The organism is Cryobacterium sp. TmT2-59 (genome assembly GCF_004403545.1).
Lineage (GTDB): Bacteria > Actinomycetota > Actinomycetes > Actinomycetales > Microbacteriaceae > Cryobacterium > Cryobacterium shii.
The window spans coordinates 1-15862 of sequence record NZ_SOGM01000092.1 but is presented as its reverse complement, the minus strand read 5'-3'; the positions used below and the strand labels follow the sequence as shown (position 1 = coordinate 15862).

Genomic DNA, 15862 nt, shown 5'->3' with positions numbered 1-15862 from the left:
ATAATCCTATCCGGCGTCGGGGGTGGCCTCGTCGGCGTCCGAGGCCACGCCAGAGGGCACGGTCGCGGGCTCGCCCGGGTTGAAGTCCCTGGCCTTGGAGATGGCCGCGCCCGACTCCGCGATCCGCACGCGTTTGCGCATGACCTTCGAGCTCACGCTGCGTTCGCCGAGGGCGCCCGGAGTCCAGGCCTCCACGTCCGCGTCGGAGAAGTCGGTCTTGGACGGCCGGCGTTTGAGTTCGGGCAGAATCGTGTCCGGCGCGAGGCGTCGGGCGGTGATCAGAAAACCGGTGTGGCCGATCATGCGGTGATCCGGGCGTACGGCGAGACCCTCGACGTGCCAGCCCCGCACCATCGTCTCGTTGGAGTCCGGGTTGGTGTAGAGCCCGGTGCCGCGGATGGCCTCGGCCACCCGGGAGAGCTGGGTCACGGTGGCCACGTAGCAGAGCAGCACTCCCCCGGGCTTGAGGGCCTCGGAGACCGCCTCGAGGCACTCCCATGGGGCGAGCATGTCGAGCACGACCCGGTCCACACTCTGAGAGGGCATGGTGCCCGGCAGGGTGTCCGCGAGGTCACCGAGGGTGATCGACCAGTTCAACGGGTCGTGCCCGAGGAAGGTGGCGATGTTATCGCGCGCGACATCCGCGAACTCGCCGCGTCGTTCAAACGACGCCAGCCGGCCCGCCGGGCCGATGGCGCGCAGCAGCCACAGCGACAGCGCCCCGGAACCGACGCCGGCTTCGACCACCGTCGCGCCGGGGAAGATGTCCGCCTGGGCGATGATCTGGGCGGCGTCCTTGGGGTAGATGATCGCCGCGCCGCGCGGCATCGACATCACGAAGTCGTTCAGCAGCGGGCGCAGGGCCAGGTGCTCCACCCCGACGTTGTTCGTGACGACCGACCCGTCTGGGAGGCCGATGATGTCGTCGTGGGCCAGGATGCCGCGGTGAGTGTGGAACACCTTCCCCGGTTCCAGGGTGATCGTGTTCAGTTTGTTCTTGGGGCCGGTCAGCTGCACCCGGTCACCGATCCGAAAGGGTCCGCTGTTCTGGATGACCTGGTTGTCGCTCATGCGTGGATTACGTCCTTGTTCTTGGCTCATTCAGAATCGGTCACAGTCAGTGGCAGTGCGGCGGAGCCGCGGCGGGCGCCGAACAGGTCGGTGAACCCGTCGAGGGAACGGCCGGACAGGGTCGACCAGAGGTCGTAGTGCGCGCTTTCCGGCAGGGTGACCATGTGCGGTACCCCGAGGACGACCGCCCCGGAGGCCACCGCCGCGGCGATGCCCGGCACGGAGTCTTCCACGGCCATGCACCGGCCCGCGTCGACGCGCAGCCGCCCGGCAGCGGACAGATAGGCCTCGGGGTGCGGCTTGCTGTTGGCAACCATGTCCCCGGCGACGATGGCATCGAAGGCGGGGAAGCCGACGAAGTCGGCGACCTGGCGCGCCATCCGTTCCACCGACGAGGTCACGAGGGCCATCGGTATCCCCGCACCCTTGAGCGCGGTCAGCATCTCCAGCGCGCCGGGGCGCCAGGGGGCGCCGAGCTCCTGGAGGAGTTCCTGAACCCGGTCGGTCAGCGTCTGCACGATCACCTCGGCGTCGAGTTCGACGCCGCGTCCCTGCAGGATGGATGCCGAACCCCAGAGCCCGGCCCCGACCAGCAGCATCCCGTCGTCGTGGGTCCAGACTCCCCCGAAGGACTCCACCAGCTCCGTCTCGGCGCGCATCCAGTATGGCTCGGAGTCGACGATGGTCCCGTCCATATCCCAGAGCACGGCCGCGGGCAGGACGGAATTCGTTCGGATCAGGTTCACGGGGTTCAAGTGTAAGGGGCACGGCCTATCCTTGACTGATGGTGCGCCGCGCGGGGCACCACCAGTCGAACGGGGTTTCAGACAGTGACAGAGGCTAATGGGTTCCTCAACGGGCGACTCCTGGTGGTGGCGTTCGAAGGCTGGAATGACGCCGGTGAGGCGGCGACCGGCGCTGTGGACACCCTGAAAGACCTGCTCGATGTCGCTCCGCTGATGGAGATCGACCCGGAAACCTATTTCGACTACCAGTTCAACCGGCCCACGATTTCCGCAGGTGGAGAAGACGGCCGCCGCAAGCTCGAGTGGCCGGGCGCCGTGCTCTACGGGCCGACCACCCCCGCCGAGGCCGGGGCGCCCCTGGCCGCCGACGCCGAACTGCGGGTGAGCGGCACGAACGCGGGCAACATTTACCTGCTCCTCGGTACGGAGCCGTCCCGCAGTTGGAAGAGCTTCGCCGCGGAGATCCTGGATGCGGCCCTCGCGGCCGACGTCGGAGGCATCGTCTTCCTCGGCGCGATGCTGGCGGATGTGCCCCACACCCGGCCGATCTCCATCTTCGTCTCCAGCGACAACCCGCAGGTGCGGATGGAACTGCAGATCGAACGCAGCACCTACGAGGGCCCCGTCGGCATCCTGAGCGTGCTTGCGATCGCTGCGGAGGAGGTCGGGATTCCGACTCTCTCGATTTGGGCATCCGTTCCCCACTACGTGCACAACGCGCCCTCCCCCAAGGCGATGCTCGCCCTGATCGACAAACTGGAGGAGATCATCGACGTCGTGATCCCCCGTGGTGACCTCGTCACCGAGGCCGAGGAGTGGCAGAGCGGCATCGACACCCTCGCCGCGGAAGACGACGAGATGGCCGCGTACATCGCGCAGCTCGAACAGGCCCGAGACACGGTCGACTCCCCCGAGGCCAGCGGTGAGGCGATCGCGCAGGAATTCGAGAAGTACCTTCGTAAGCGCGGCGACGGGCGCGACGGCCGCCCGGATGGCCGTGAGGGTCGTTCCGGCCCCGACGGGCCGCGCCAGCAGTAGACGCAGGCAGAAGGTCGCCGGGCCTTCAGTGCGGGTCGCGGGCCTTCAATGCGGTCAGAGCGCCACGCCGAGCAGGGCGTCGATGGCCACGGCCAGCAGCGCCGGTTCGGTGACCGGGCTGAGAACGGCGTCGTCCAGGATGCTCAGCGCGCCGGGGGTGTCCAGATCGGCACCCAGGGTCAGCCTGAGCTGGGCGATGACCGTTTGCGTGTCCACGACGCCGACCACGTGACCGGGGCCGAAGGCGACGCTCCAGGCTGCGAGACGCGACTCTGCCCGCAGCAGGTGCTGGTCGGTCCATTCCCAGTCGGTGCGGTAGTGCTCTGCCAGCAGGGCCAGGCGGATGGCTCGGGGGTCGGTGCCGGCCGCGCGCAGCGCCGACACGAGCACCAGGTTGCCCAGTGACTTGCTCATTTTCTCGCCCTGGTAGGCGACCATCCCGGTGTGGCTGTAGACGCCAGCGAGGGGATGACCCGACAGGGCTGCCGCGTGCCCGGCACTCATGTCGTGGTGGGGGAAGATCAGGTCGCTCCCCCCGCCCTGCACGGTGAAGTCCGTGCCGAGTTCCTTGAGGGCGATCACCGAGCATTCGATGTGCCAGCCGGGCCGGCCGGCCCCGACCCGGGACGGCCAGGACGGCTCGTCCGGCCGCGCTGAGCGCCAGAGCAGCGGGTCGAGCGCATCCCGCTTGCCCGGGCGGTCGGGGTCTCCGCCGCGCTCCGCGAACAGGGCGAGCATATCGCCACGAGCGAGGTTGCTCTCGTCGCCGAGTTTCCACGGCGCCTTGCCCTCGGCCGCGGAAATGTCGAAGTAGATGTCTGAGCCAGCCGCGCCGGAAGTCGGAACGGCGTAGGCGACGCCGGAATCCCAGAGCTGGGAGACCGCATCGGCGATCTCGTCGATGACCTCGGTCACGGCGACGTAGTCGTTCGGGGGCAGTATCCCCAGCGCCTCCATATCGGTGCGGAACAGGTCCACCTGGGATTCCGCGAGCTCTTGCCAGTCGACTCCGGTTGCGGCGGCCCGCTCGAGCAGCGGGTCGTCGACGTCGGTGACGTTCTGGGCGTAGTGCACCCGGTAGCCGCCGTCCAGCCAGATCCGCTGCAGGGTGTCGAAGGCCAGGTAGGTGGCGGCATGCCCGAGGTGGGTGGCGTCGTAGGGGGTGATTCCGCACACGTAGAGGCGCGCGACATCCGTGGGGCGTGCCTCGACCAGCACGTCGGCGGCGGTGTCGTGCAGCCAGGGTGCGCCGGACTGACCGGGGAGTGGGGGGATTTCGGGTCGTTGCCAGGCGCGCATCCCCCCAGCCTAACTACGCCGCGATGGTGTTCGTCGCCAACAGGCCCATCAGCAGGAACCCCAGGGCGATGCGGTAGATCACGAACGGAAGGAAGCTGCGTCGGGAGATGTAGTTCATGAAGAACCGGATCACGAACAGGGCTACGACGAACGCGATCAGCGTGGCCACCAAAGTCTCCCACGGCCCGAATATCTCCGGGGTGCAGTTGGTCGCGCCCTTTAGGCACGGCTTGGCGATGGACTTGTACATCTGGTAGAAGCCGCTGCCGAGGACCGCGGGAATCGCCAGCAGGAAGGCGTAGCGGGCCGCAGCGCGACGCTCGTAGCCCATGAACAGGCCCGCGGTGATGGTGCCGCCGGAACGGGAGACCCCGGGGATCAGCGCGAGTGCCTGGGCGAACCCGTAGATGACGCCGTGCGGCACCGTGAGGTCTTTCAGGCGGCGACGCTTCGCCCCGACGAAGTCGGCGATACCCAGCAGGACGCCGAAGACGATCAACACCGTGGCGGTGATCCAGAGGTTGCGCAGAGATGATTCGATCTGGTCCTGGAACAGCAGCCCGAGAACGATGATCGGCAGGGAGCCGAAGATGATCAGCCAGCCCATCCGGGCATCGGGATCCATGCGCGGCACCTTGCCGACGAGGGACTTCGCCCACTGCCCGATGATGCGCACGATGTCGCGCCAGAAGAAGATCACCACGGCGGCCTCGGTGCCGATCTGGATGATCGCCGTGAACCGTGACCCCGGGTCGGCCCCGGTGCCCAGGAACTCCCCGACGATACGGATGTGCGCACTCGACGAGACCGGGAGAAACTCGGTCAGTCCCTGCACGAGTCCAAGGATCATTGCGTTGATGAAATTCACAAGCCGCCCGCTTTGCTGGTCAGTAGTTCGAAAGCAGATCGGTCAGAACCCGCCTGCCAAACACTAACGCGTCGAGCGGCACGCGCTCATCGACGCCGTGGAACATCGCCGGAAAATCGAGATCCGCGGGCAGTTTCAGGGGTGCGAATCCGTAGCCCTTGATTCCCAGCGTGCTGAGGGCCTTGTTGTCGGTGCCGGCCGAGAGCAGGTAGGGCAGCACGGGGGCTCCCGGGTCGTGCCGTCCCAGGGTCTCCACGACCGCGTCGACGAGCGGCCCGCCGAACTCGGTCTCCAGGCCGATGTCGCGGTGCATGATCACGATTTCGATCTCCGGGCCGACCAGCGCGGCGACTTCGGCCAGCACGGCGTCTTCGTCGCCCGGCAGGGTGCGGATGTCGATCAGCGCCTCGGCCCGGTCAGGGATCACGTTGTGCTTGTAGCCGGCCTGCAGCACGGTCGGATTGGTGGTCGTGCGCAGGCTCGCCTGGATGAAGCCGGACGCGGTCCCGGTGGCCAGGGCCAGTTCGTCGGGGCCGACGCGCTGAGGGTCGACCCCCAGAACCCGGGCCAGCTCGGCCAGCAGCTGGCTGGTGGTGTCGGTCAGGCGGATGGGCCAGTTGCGACGGCCCACCTTGGCAACGGCCTCGGCAAGCCTGGTCACGGCGTTGTTGTGGATCAGCCGGGATCCGTGTGCGGCGTCACCCCGGGCGACCAGCTTGATCCAGATCAGGGCCTTCTCCCCCGTCTGCAGCAGGTAAGCGCGCCGTCCGCCGAGCGTGATCGAGTAGCCGCCCACTTCGCTGATGGCCTCGGTGGCGCCGGCGAAGAGCTCGGGGCGGGTGTCGACGAGGTGGTGTGAGCCCAGCACTCCCCCGGCTTCCTCGTCGGCGAAGAACGCGACGACCAGGTCCCGGGCCGGCTCGCTGCCTGCCCCGAGGATGTCCTGCAGGGACGCGAGGATCATGGCGTCCATGTTCTTCATGTCCACGGCCCCGCGGCCCCACAGCAGCCCGTCCTTGATCACACCCGCGAACGGGTCCACCGACCAGTTGTCCGGGTCGGCGGGGACGACGTCCAGGTGGCCGTGGACAACGAGCGCGCCGCGGCTTCGGTCGCGGCCGGGGACCCGCACGACGACGCTCGTGCGGCCGGGTTCCGGGTCGAAAAGCTCGGGGCTGAGACCGAGGCCGCGGAGGTTGGCGGCGACGTACTCGGCGGCATCCGTCTCGCCGTTGGAACGGCCTTCACCGTAGTTGGTCGTGTCGAAGCGGATCAGGTCGCGAGCGATCTCGGCAGTCAGGTCCAGTCGGTCTGCGGCGGGGGCATCTTCAGCGGAGGAAAGCATGGGTTTCACGCTACCGGGCCGCACTATCGGCTGGCGACGGTGCCGGCGGCCGGATGGCGTGAAAATCCGTGCTAGATTGTCTATTCGGCGGCCGGGAACGGCCACTGAAACACCCGGCCCGGGTGGCGGAATGGCAGACGCGCTAGCTTGAGGTGCTAGTGCCCTTATGGGCGTGGGGGTTCAAGTCCCCCCTCGGGCACACAGAGAAGTTCGGAGCACTTCGAGCTTCATTGAGAAATAGGTCGTGACATCGGATTATTCGTTGCACGGCCTTTTTTTCATGCCCGGATGCGAGATGTCGCCAGGTGGCCAAACGGCCTGCCCGGAGAACCGGGTCGCCCTCGCTGGGTCGATTCTTCGTCGCAGTCTGGAGCGAGGAAGGACCGAGATGGTTGAAAACCACCCCGGTCCTGGAGTTGCTCCGGTGCCGATCCGGAGCCGTTGCGCCGTCGAACGGCAGGTTATTCCGCAAACTCCACGTTGCCGCGGCAGGCTTCGCCCGGGCTGGGTACGGCGTCCTTGAAGCCGTGGCTGACATACCGCCCGTAACTCTGCACCCGCCCGTCGGTGACGAAGTCATCGTTGAACTGGGGCGGCTGGTTCTCCTGTGCGTCGGGCAGGTCCCGACCCGAATAGGCGCAAACCGAACTGGCCTTCTCTGCACCGGGGACCGGTTTCCCGTTACCGCTGGTCTCGCCGGCCTGAGCGGAACTGACGCCGACGAAGACGAGCCCGAGTGCGACGACGCACCCAATGGCCATGCGTTTCATGACTCTTCCTTTCCTCAAGAGGCGGCCCGCCTGGCGTCGAGTGAGCCAGCGCACCGCCCCACCTTCGGTCGAAACTACTCCTGGGAGGCTAGCGGGACAACGGCCAGCAAAGAAATTCTTCGAGATTCCGGCATCCATTCGGAAAGAGCTTGCGCGCTCTGGGTGTCCTCCGTGTCCCCTCCGTCGACACCACCAGCTTTGGCATTGCGGCCAGCGCGGGCCTGCCCGATGGCGGGCGGGCCCGCCCGATGGCGGGCGGGCCCGCATGGTGGCAACATCCGCGCTTGCGGCGCACATGTGTCTCCTGCCCGTCCACGTCACGGCGGACATCGAGGACGGCTACTCCGACGACCCCGTCGAGATCGCGGATCTTGTGGCGAAGAGACACAGCCCGGACGTGTTCATCAATGCGAGGGTGGACAATTTTGGTTCGCCGAACAGGCCTCTGTGGATGCAGTCCTGCTCCGTGCCCGGGCCTACGCCGGCGCAGGGGCCGACGGGATCTTCGTCCCCGGAATTGCGGCACGGAGGACATCCGGAGCATCGCCGCGGGGATCGGTCTGCCTCTCAATATTCTCGCACATCCCTTACTGACAGTGGCCGAGCTGGGGCGTTGGGCGTGAGGCGTGTGAGCTCCGGCTCCCTGCTGTACCGCTCAGCAGTGGACACCGCTGTGAACGTCGCCAGGGCCCTGCGCAACAATAGGAAGGTGCCGGTCGCAACCCCCGACGGTGAGATGCAGTCGCGCCTCGTGGCCTTCAGTCAGGGGCGCGCGGGCTGACGGCGCCTCCGCCGACGTGGGTGGTGAGGAACTCTCGCACGTCGCCGATCTCGGCGCCATCGATGCCGTGCGCCAGCCCCGGGTACACTCGTTCCACGAGGGACGAGTGACGCGGCAGGTAAGCGGTCGTGCGCGCGATCGCAGGTTCCGCGATGACTCGATCCAGGGCGCCGCGCCCCCAGAACACGGGCGGCAGGATCGCTGCGAGGATACCGTCGCCTGGCTGTGCTGCCCCCAGCACGAATCCGCCGAGCACGACCGTGGCGAGTATGCGCTCGGGTCGTGTTCGCAGGAGCTGGCTGGCCATCAGGCCGCCCTGGGAGAAACCGATGGGGATCACCCGGGTGCGGGCATCCACATGTGTGTCGACCCAGGCCCAGATCGCGTCCGTTGCGTCAGCCACGGGTTGAGGCTCGGGGCTTCCCGGCGTGGTGATCGTGAACCACGCTGCGCCGCCGGATCCCAGTTCGACCGGCGCGCGCAGGGACGCCCACGGCAGTCGCAGGCAGAGCGCCGGGATGAGGCCGGTCAGGTCGCGCTCATTCGAGCCGAAGCCGTGCAGCAGGAGAGCGACGGCGGATTCGGCGGTGGCGTGGGCGGGCCATCCGGGTGAGCGCACGTCACGCAGCGGACTGATCACCGGGCCATCAACTCGTCGGTGGTCAGGTCGGGCAGCGCGACGGTGACGTGTGTGCCCCACGGGTCGGTGACGGTCACGGAACGACCGTTGCTGCCGAACGGGATCGATCGGGCCCGCAGACGGGCCGTGAGGGACTCCAGATCCGCGGTGTCCGGAACGGTCACCGCCACGTCGCCGAGTCCGAGGCCGGCCGCGCGCGGTCCCGAGCCGCGGCTGTTCCAGACGTTCATCGCGATGTGGTGGTGGTAGCCGCCCGCCGACGCGAAGAGCGCCCCGGGGTACTCGGTCTGGGTCGTCTCAAAGCCGAGCGCGTCGACGTAGAAGGCGCGGGCGGTGTGCAGATCCCCCACCTGCAGGTGTACGTGTCCCACCGTGCCCGCCTGCGACACGGCGGCATCCAGCGTCTCCTCGGTCAGGTGTCTCTTCAGATAGACGTTGGGGTCGAGATACTCGGTGGCCATCCGGATCTCGTTGCCGTGGCGAACCCACTGGTCGCGGTCCCTGTCGACGTACAGCTCGACGCCGTTGCCCTCGGGGTCGGTGAAGTAGAATGCCTCGCTGACAAGGTGGTCACTCGATCCCACGAATCGGCTGCGCGGGTCCTGCGTCGCCCGGTAGACGGTCGCGGCGAGACTGGCGGGGCTCTCGAAGAGGAAGGCGGTGTGAAACAGGCCTGCCTGACGCGGGTCGACACCGGGCAGATCCGGGGTGTGGACCAGGCGCACGAGCGGCGTGAGCCCGCGGCCGAGAACGCGGTGCACCTCGCGGTCCCGGGTGCGCTCCGCCACGGGCTCCATCGCGAAGGCCCGTGAGTAGTAGCTCGACATCCCCTCGAGGTCGGCGACCCGCAGGGTCACCGCGCCCATCGAGGTCTCGGGGGCGAGAAGGCGGTCGTCAAGTGAAACGGTCATGATGGCGTCCTGTCTATCGATGCGAGCGTGCCCGCAAATTACTTGTAGCTTCAACCTAACAGGGTTTACTTGTAGGTTCAAGTACTTCACCGGTTCGGATGGGGTCTCAAACGCGGCAGAGGCCTCAGATTGCCCAATGGGGCGACTTTCGGCACTTTTCTTCTCAGTCGAAGAAGAAACGCAAAAGTTCTGTTCCGAATCTTGACGAAGACCTGTTGCTATTGCCGCAGTCTTCATGTAGCAGCCAATATCGGGCCGCCGATACAGCCGACCAGTGCTCTGCACAATTCAACGTCGAAGGAATGCACATGACCATCTATCAAGACGACACCGAGGCAGTCGAAGCCCTCAAGAATGCGTTCGGAAGCAGCTGGGATGCCATCAACCCCGAATCCGTTGCGCGGATGCGCGCCCAGAACCGGTTCAAGACCGGCCTCGAGATCGCCCAGTACACCGCCGACATCATGCGCAAAGACATGGAGGAATACGACGCGGACTCCTCCGTCTACACGCAGTCCCTCGGCGTCTGGCACGGCTTCATCGGCCAGCAGAAGATGATCTCGATCAAGAAGCACCTGAAGACCACGAACAAGCGCTACCTGTACCTCTCCGGCTGGATGGTAGCCGCCCTGCGGAGCGAGTTCGGCCCGCTGCCCGACCAGTCCATGCACGAGAAGACGGCCGTTCCCGCCCTCGTGGAGGAGCTCTACACCTTCCTCCGCCAGGCCGACGCCCGCGAGCTGGACCTGCTCTTCACCGCCCTGGATGGGGCCCGCGGCGCCGGTGACGACGCCAAGATCGCGGCCATTCAGGACCAGATCGACAACTACGAGACCCACGTGGTGCCGATCATCGCCGACATCGACGCCGGCTTCGGCAACCCCGAGGCGACGTACCTGCTGGCCAAGAAGATGATCGAGGCCGGTGCCTGCGCGATCCAGATCGAGAACCAGGTCTCGGACGAGAAGCAGTGCGGCCACCAGGACGGCAAAGTCACCGTCCCGCACGAGGACTTCATCGCGAAGATCAACGCCGTGCGGTACGCGTTCCTCGAGCTGGGCATCGACAACGGCATCATCGTCTCGCGCACCGACTCGCTCGGTGCCGGCCTGACGCAGAAGCTCGCTGTGACGTACCAGCCCGGTGACCTCGGCGACCAGTACAACTCCTACCTCGACGTCGACGAGATAACCGAGGCCGACCTGGGCAACGGGGACGTCGTCATCAAGCGCGACGGGAAGCTGCTGCGCCCCAAGCGTCTGGCCAGCAACCTGTTCCAGTTCCGCCAAGGCACCGGCGAGGCCCGGTGCGTGCTCGACAGCATCACCTCGCTGCAGAACGGCGCTGACCTGCTCTGGATCGAGACCGAGAAGCCGCACGTCGCCCAGATCGCCGGAATGATGAACGAAGTTCGTAAGGTGATCCCGAACGCCAAGCTGGTCTACAACAACAGCCCGTCGTTCAACTGGACCCTCAACTTCCGCCAGCAGGCGTACGACAACCTCCTCGCCGAGGGCAAGGACGTGTCGGCCTACGACCGGGCCAAGCTCATGAGCGTCGCCTACGACGAGACCGAGCTCGCCCAGATCGCCGACGAGAGCATCCGCACGTTCCAGCGCGACGGCTCTGCCGAGGCCGGCATCTTCCACCACCTCATCACCCTGCCGACGTACCACACGGCAGCACTCTCCACCGATGATCTGGCCAAGGGCTACTTCGCCGACCAGGGCATGCTGGCCTACGTGAAGGGCGTGCAGCGTCGCGAAATCCGCGAGGGAATCGCAACGGTCAAGCACCAGAACATGTCTGGATCCGACCTCGGTGACAACCACAAGGAGTACTTCGCCGGCGAGGCCGCGCTGAAGGCCGGTGGCAAGAACAACACGATGAACCAGTTCGAGGAACCGGCCCTGAGCCACTGACTCAGCAGCCACTACTCGACTGAGCAGTCGAAGTGACAACGAAGAAGCCCCAGTCCTGCGACTGGGGCTTCTTCGTTTGCTGTCACCCGGTCACCCGAGCCGGGATGGGGAACCAGGGATCGCAGCTCCCGCCTCGATCTCGATCAGAGTACCGGGTCGGGCCGGCGGGAACGATCACGCGTCTCGTACCGCAATCGAAGGCAGCGCTTGAGGTCCTCGAACACGTCCGTGATCGTGCACTCGTCCTCGGCGCGCTGCAGACTCGGCGCCATCAACGTGATCTGGTCGTGCGACACGCTGTAGAGGGAGCACCCGAGATGGGAATTGTCAGGCCCCGATCAGAACAAGTACGTGGTAGACGACGTAGACGGGCCAGACGATCGCCTGCAACAGTCCGAGGATGACGCCCCAGAACGAGCCGTCCGAGACAGAGACGAAGTAGATGGCGGCCCCGATATACGCCAAGAGAAAGGCAAAGCCCCAGGGTCCGTCTCGTACGATCACCCGTGCACGACCATCCGTACTCATCTGATCCTCCGTTTCCGCGAGGTGCGCCTGACTGCTGGGCACAACGGTAGCCGGAGTGTGCACGGCCCGACACCCCTTCGAGGCGATGTCAGGACAGCGCTCGGACGCGCGGTCTCATCGTCGGGCGAGCTGCGGCCGCGCCCTGGGGTTGCCGTCAGGATCGCTGAAATAGGCGTAGCGGATGCCGTCCACGTCCGTCGGGGGCAACGGAACCAGTTCGAGTCGCATGTCCACAGTGCACTTCTTCTTTCACGATGAAATCTGCCGTAGTGCGACGCTCCAGCTGCCGCACGCGAGTACAGCCTGGCATTGCCCTCGGCCGATCCGCGCAGATTCGCCGCCGATCAGAGTCGCCGAGCTGAGCCGCCGCACGATTTCGTTCCGACTGTGGGAGGATGCCGCCGTGACCGCTCCACGCGAGCGCGGGATGCTCCTCGACACCGCCGCACTGTACTTTCGGGCGTTTCGCGCCCTGCCCGACACCGTGCGGGCACCGAACGGGATACCGGTGAACGCCGTCCGGGGTCTGCTCGACATCATCGCACGACTCGCGTCCGAGTTCCGGCCAAGCGAAATCGTGGCCTGCTGGGACGACGACTGGCGTCCGCAGTGGCGCGTTGATCTCATCCCGACGTACAAGACCCACCGGGTCGCCGGGGTGCAGCCGGCGGGGGGAGGTCCTCTGCTCGAGGAAGTCCCCGACCTGCTGATACCTCAGGTACCGGTCATTCGCGAAGTACTGGGCGCACTCGGCGTGCCGGTGGTCGGTTCCCCGCACCACGAGGCAGACGACGTCATCGGCACACTGGTATCGCACTCCCGGATTCCCGTCGATGTCGTCACGGGTGACCGCGACCTGTTCCAGCTGGTCGATGACACCCGCGACGTGCGGATGATCTACACCGGTCGCGGCATGGCCCGGCTCGAGGTCCTGACGGATGCCGCGCTCACGGCCCGGTACGGGGTCGCCCCGATGCAGTACGCCGATTTCGCGGCGCTGCGCGAAGACCCCTCGGACGGGCTTCCCGGGGTGCCCGGCGTGGGCGAGAAGACGGCGGCCACGCTGTTGTCCTCCTACGGGACCCTTGACGGCATCGTCGCTGCAGCGGCAGACCGAGGTCCGGGATGGCACCGCCCGTGCGCGCCAGGATCGCCGCCGCGGGCGACTATCTGAGCGTCGCCCCGGCGGTGGTCAAGGTGGTGCGAGACCTCCCCCTGACCCCGTTCGATGCGCGCATCCGGGTCAGCAGCCGGGAACAGGCCGCCGAACTGGACCGGCTGTCTGCCCTCTGGGGGCTCGGCGCCTCGATGACGCGCGCGCAAGACGCCCTGGCCGCACTGGCCGGGTAAGCCTCGACCGCCGACCAGGCCCCGTTAAGCACGCCGAACCGTGAGCTCCGACCCCTTTTCACGACCGTTCAGGGGGTTAACTCACGGTTCGGCGAATCCTGAAAGGTCTAGGCGACCTCGGTGAGGGCTCCGGAGAGCACCTCGTTCAACGCCACCACGGTGTCCTCCGGGGACGTGCCGAGCGCCAGTGCCAGCTCGGATTCCAGCAGCTGACGGGACTTGGCGAGCATCCGCTTCTCACCGGCGGATACGCCGCCGTCCTGTTCCCGGCGCCACAGGTCGCGGACGACCTCGGCGACGCGGGTCACGCTGTCGCTGGCCATCTTTTCCTGGTTGGCCTTGAAACGGCGGCTCCAGTTCGTGGCTTCTTCGGTGAACGGGTCCCGCAGAACCTTGTACACCTCTTCCAGCCCGGCAGCGTCGATGACGTCGCGGACTCCAACGAGTGCGGCGTTCGCGATCGGCAGCTGAATGGTGAGCTGCGACGAGTGAACGCGGAGCGTCATCGCCGGTTGCTCGACGCCTTTCAGGGTTATGGTGGAGAGTTCGGTAAGGGTGACCGCACCGTGGTGCGGGTAGACGAGGGTTTCCCCGACGATGAACTTCAAACTTCCTCGATTCGGTAGCGCTGTGGCCAACCTGTCAATGTTGCCACAGTCCCCTGAACATCTGCCTTACGCCACTCGGTCAGTTCACAGACGCCGTCCTGACGCACCGCGGGCAGCTCGAAGCGCCGGGAGACTAGCGTGCGGAGGGTTGCTGCTGGGTGATGCAGTGGATGCCGCCGCCACGGGCGAACAACGGCCGCGCTTCGACGGAGACGACCGTGCGGCCCGGGTACACCGAGGCCAGGATCTCCCGTGCGGCCCGGTCGGCCGTCTCCTCCCCGAACGAGCAGGCGATCACACCGCCGTTGACGACGAGATGGTTCACGTAGTTGTAGTCGACGAAGCCGTCGCCGTCGGTGAGGGCGGCCGGGGCCGGCAGGTCGACGAGGGTGAAGGCCCGGCCCGCGGCATCCGTCGATGCGGCGAGCAGGGCACGGAGCTCCCGGGTCACGGCGTAGTCGGGGTGGGCCGGGTCGTTCTGGGCGTGCACCAGCACCGTGCCCGGTGACGGGATGGCGGCGACCATATCCACGTGGCCCCGGGTGCCGTACCGCTCCTGGTCGCGGGTCAGCCCGCGGGGCAGCCAGACCACGCGGGTGGCCCCGATGGTGCGGGCGAATTCGGCCTCGACCCGGGCCCGGTCGGCATAGGGGTTGCGGCCGGGGTCCAGTTGAACGCTGAGGGTGGCCAGCACGGTCCCCTCACCGTCGACGTGGATGCCGCCGCCCTCGTTCACGAGCACCGAGGAGATCGCGGTCGCCCCGGCGGCCGTCGTGACCCGCCTCCCGATCCCGGCGTCGTTGTCCCAGGTCGCCCAGTCCTGGGCGCCCCAGCCGTTGAACGTCCAGTCCACGGCGCCGAGCCGGCCGTCGTCGCCCAGAACGAAGCTCGGGCCGATGTCACGCATCCAGGCGTCGTCGAGCGGCGCCTCGATGATCTCCACCTCCGACGACAGGTACCGACCGGCCAACGCGCGCTCGGACGGGTCGACGACCATGGTGACGGGCTCGAATTCGAGCACCGCGTGGGCGACGGCGGCCCAGCTGCGGCGTGCCTCGTCGGCTGATTCCGGGCCGTCACCCAGGGTGTATCCCGCCACCGGGAACGCCATCCACACGCGGTCCTGGGGTGCGGTCTCCGCCGGCATCCGCCAGCTCATGAGCGCGCCACGGCGCTGCTCGCCCCGAACGGATGCCCGGCGTCGACCGGAACCGTGAGCCCCGCATAGCTGTCGGGGCGGCGGGTGGCGAGAAAGGGGAACAGTGCGAGCCACTCCTCCCGCTGGGCCAGGTCCAGGTCGGCGACGAGCACCGCGGATTCGTCGCGGGGAGCCTGCACGAGCACCCGCCCGTAGGGGTCGGAAATGAAGGAGGAGCCGTAGAAGGTCAGGTCGCCCTCGTCGCCGTGACGGTTGGGCACCACCATGAACAGCCCGCTGGTGATGCCGTTGGCGACGATGACCTGCTGCCAGATGGGCTGGGTGTCGAGGGCCGGGAAGCCCGGCTCGGAGCCGATCGCGGTGGGGTACACGAGAAGCTGGGCTCCGGCGAGGCCGTAGAGCCGGGACACCTCGGGGAACCACTCGTCCCAGCAGGTGGGCAGCCCGATCCGCGCGCCGTCCAGCTCCTCCGGCGCGTACACGGGATACGCCTCCTCGGCCGGGCCCGGCCGGAACCAGGTGTCCTCGTAGTAGCCCTCGGTGACCGGGATGTGCAGTTTTCGGGTGCGGCCGATCAGCTGCCCGCCGGGCGACACCATGATCGCGGTGTTGTAGCCGCGCGGGTCGTCCGGGGCGTCGTCCGTGGCCGGCTTCTCATACAGCGACGCGTGCACGACGACCCCGTGCACCCGCGCCTGCTCGGCCGCGAGCGCGAAGCCTCGATCCACCGGTCGAGTTGAGGAGTTAGCGGCGCGTTAAATAGAGAATGCCCTTTTGATCAGGAAAAATAAGGCTTACCACGGCGTTTATTCACCACATCAAGAGG

The 15862-nt window shown here is 67.1% G+C and carries 15 protein-coding genes, 1 tRNA gene and 2 pseudogenes; 4 read left to right on the top strand and 14 right to left on the bottom strand.

Annotation, left to right across the window (positions count from 1 at the left end):
• Positions 1-6: 6 nt before the first annotated feature.
• Together E3T24_RS14410 and E3T24_RS14405 are read right to left on the bottom strand one after the other, a co-directional pair.
• Positions 7-1071 (bottom strand): tRNA (adenine-N1)-methyltransferase, encoded by a 1065-nt coding sequence (locus E3T24_RS14410; protein WP_134434773.1) that lies wholly within the window; start codon positions 1069-1071, stop codon positions 7-9.
• Positions 1072-1097: 26 nt separating this feature from the next.
• The gene (locus E3T24_RS14405) at positions 1098-1817 is read right to left on the bottom strand and encodes an HAD family phosphatase (protein ID WP_255572859.1); all 720 of its coding nucleotides are present in this window, start codon (positions 1815-1817) and stop codon (positions 1098-1100) included.
• An 84-nt stretch (positions 1818-1901) separates the two neighbouring features.
• Here E3T24_RS14405 and E3T24_RS14400 point away from each other — a divergent pair, with 84 nt between their 5' ends.
• The gene (locus E3T24_RS14400) at positions 1902-2855 is read left to right on the top strand and encodes a PAC2 family protein (protein WP_134367188.1); all 954 of its coding nucleotides are present in this window, start codon (positions 1902-1904) and stop codon (positions 2853-2855) included.
• Positions 2856-2909: 54 nt separating this feature from the next.
• On the opposite strand, the gene mshC is transcribed toward E3T24_RS14400, so the two are convergent.
• The 3 genes from mshC to E3T24_RS14385 are packed head-to-tail and all read right to left on the bottom strand — an operon-like array spanning position 2910 to position 6367.
• Positions 2910-4154, bottom strand: coding sequence for a cysteine--1-D-myo-inosityl 2-amino-2-deoxy-alpha-D-glucopyranoside ligase (mshC, locus tag E3T24_RS14395; RefSeq protein ID WP_134367189.1), 1245 nt, complete (start codon positions 4152-4154; stop codon positions 2910-2912).
• A gap of 13 nt (positions 4155-4167) precedes the next feature.
• Positions 4168-5022, bottom strand: a complete 855-nt coding sequence (locus E3T24_RS14390) for an undecaprenyl-diphosphate phosphatase (protein WP_134367191.1) — start codon at positions 5020-5022, stop codon at positions 4168-4170.
• 19 nt (positions 5023-5041) lie between these two features.
• The gene (locus tag E3T24_RS14385; protein WP_134402655.1) at positions 5042-6367 is read right to left on the bottom strand and encodes a M20/M25/M40 family metallo-hydrolase; all 1326 of its coding nucleotides are present in this window, start codon (positions 6365-6367) and stop codon (positions 5042-5044) included.
• A 116-nt stretch (positions 6368-6483) separates the two neighbouring features.
• On the opposite strand from E3T24_RS14385, the gene E3T24_RS14380 reads away from it, so the two are divergent.
• A tRNA-Leu gene (locus tag E3T24_RS14380) sits at positions 6484-6566 on the top strand.
• Between the two features lie 262 nt (positions 6567-6828).
• Here E3T24_RS14380 and E3T24_RS14375 read toward each other — a convergent pair.
• The 3 genes from E3T24_RS14375 to E3T24_RS14365 form a co-directional block, all read right to left on the bottom strand.
• Positions 6829-7137: a hypothetical protein gene (locus E3T24_RS14375; protein ID WP_134367195.1), complete on the bottom strand. Its 309-nt coding sequence runs from the start codon at positions 7135-7137 to the stop codon at positions 6829-6831.
• Positions 7138-7895: 758 nt separating this feature from the next.
• Positions 7896-8537, bottom strand: a complete 642-nt coding sequence (locus E3T24_RS14370) for a hypothetical protein (RefSeq protein ID WP_166787174.1) — start codon at positions 8535-8537, stop codon at positions 7896-7898.
• Between the two features lie 17 nt (positions 8538-8554).
• Positions 8555-9469: a VOC family protein gene (locus E3T24_RS14365; RefSeq protein ID WP_134367199.1), complete on the bottom strand. Its 915-nt coding sequence runs from the start codon at positions 9467-9469 to the stop codon at positions 8555-8557.
• A gap of 308 nt (positions 9470-9777) precedes the next feature.
• On the opposite strand from E3T24_RS14365, the gene E3T24_RS14360 reads away from it, so the two are divergent.
• Entirely contained in the window at positions 9778-11391 is a 1614-nt protein-coding gene (locus E3T24_RS14360; protein ID WP_134367201.1) for an isocitrate lyase, read from the top strand.
• A gap of 143 nt (positions 11392-11534) precedes the next feature.
• Here the strand turns inward: E3T24_RS14360 and E3T24_RS17455 are convergent, their stop codons facing one another.
• The 3 genes from E3T24_RS17455 to E3T24_RS14350 all read right to left on the bottom strand — a co-directional run bounded on the left by E3T24_RS17455 (position 11535) and on the right by E3T24_RS14350 (position 12153).
• A complete protein-coding gene (locus tag E3T24_RS17455; protein ID WP_166789215.1) occupies positions 11535-11687 on the bottom strand; it encodes a hypothetical protein in 153 nt (50 codons plus the stop codon).
• Between the two features lie 31 nt (positions 11688-11718).
• Positions 11719-11919: a hypothetical protein gene (locus E3T24_RS14355; RefSeq protein WP_134367203.1), complete on the bottom strand. Its 201-nt coding sequence runs from the start codon at positions 11917-11919 to the stop codon at positions 11719-11721.
• A gap of 114 nt (positions 11920-12033) precedes the next feature.
• Positions 12034-12153, bottom strand: a complete 120-nt coding sequence (locus E3T24_RS14350) for a VOC family protein (protein ID WP_134367205.1) — start codon at positions 12151-12153, stop codon at positions 12034-12036.
• A gap of 193 nt (positions 12154-12346) precedes the next feature.
• On the opposite strand from E3T24_RS14350, the pseudogene E3T24_RS14345 reads away from it, so the two are divergent.
• Positions 12347-13269, top strand: a pseudogene (locus E3T24_RS14345) (5'-3' exonuclease).
• A 107-nt stretch (positions 13270-13376) separates the two neighbouring features.
• Here E3T24_RS14345 and E3T24_RS14340 read toward each other — a convergent pair.
• The 3 genes and pseudogenes from E3T24_RS14340 to E3T24_RS14330 form a co-directional block, all read right to left on the bottom strand.
• Positions 13377-13877, bottom strand: a complete 501-nt coding sequence (locus tag E3T24_RS14340; protein ID WP_134367207.1) for a CarD family transcriptional regulator — start codon at positions 13875-13877, stop codon at positions 13377-13379.
• A gap of 133 nt (positions 13878-14010) precedes the next feature.
• Positions 14011-15036 (bottom strand): agmatine deiminase family protein, encoded by a 1026-nt coding sequence (locus E3T24_RS14335; RefSeq protein ID WP_134402654.1) that lies wholly within the window; start codon positions 15034-15036, stop codon positions 14011-14013.
• Positions 15033-15743: pseudogene (locus E3T24_RS14330) on the bottom strand (nitrilase-related carbon-nitrogen hydrolase); the annotation flags it as partial. The gene E3T24_RS14335 and the pseudogene E3T24_RS14330, both read right to left, overlap by 4 nt.
• Positions 15744-15862: the final 119 nt, after the last annotated feature.

Bases quoted from the DNA above. Each gene is read 5' to 3' on its own strand.
- E3T24_RS14410 (WP_134434773.1), bottom strand. From the start codon at position 1,071: ATGAGCGACAACCAGGTCATCCAGAACAGCGGACCCTTTCGGATCGGT.
- mshC (WP_134367189.1), bottom strand. From the start codon at position 4,154: ATGCGCGCCTGGCAACGACCCGAAATCCCCCCACTCCCCGGTCAGTCC.
- E3T24_RS14385 (WP_134402655.1), bottom strand. From the start codon at position 6,367: ATGCTTTCCTCCGCTGAAGATGCCCCCGCCGCAGACCGACTGGACCTG.
- E3T24_RS14375 (WP_134367195.1), bottom strand. From the start codon at position 7,137: ATGAAACGCATGGCCATTGGGTGCGTCGTCGCACTCGGGCTCGTCTTC.
- E3T24_RS14365 (WP_134367199.1), bottom strand. From the start codon at position 9,469: ATGACCGTTTCACTTGACGACCGCCTTCTCGCCCCCGAGACCTCGATG.
- E3T24_RS14360 (WP_134367201.1), top strand. From the start codon at position 9,778: ATGACCATCTATCAAGACGACACCGAGGCAGTCGAAGCCCTCAAGAAT.
- E3T24_RS14355 (WP_134367203.1), bottom strand. From the start codon at position 11,919: ATGAGTACGGATGGTCGTGCACGGGTGATCGTACGAGACGGACCCTGG.
- E3T24_RS14335 (WP_134402654.1), bottom strand. From the start codon at position 15,036: ATGAGCTGGCGGATGCCGGCGGAGACCGCACCCCAGGACCGCGTGTGG.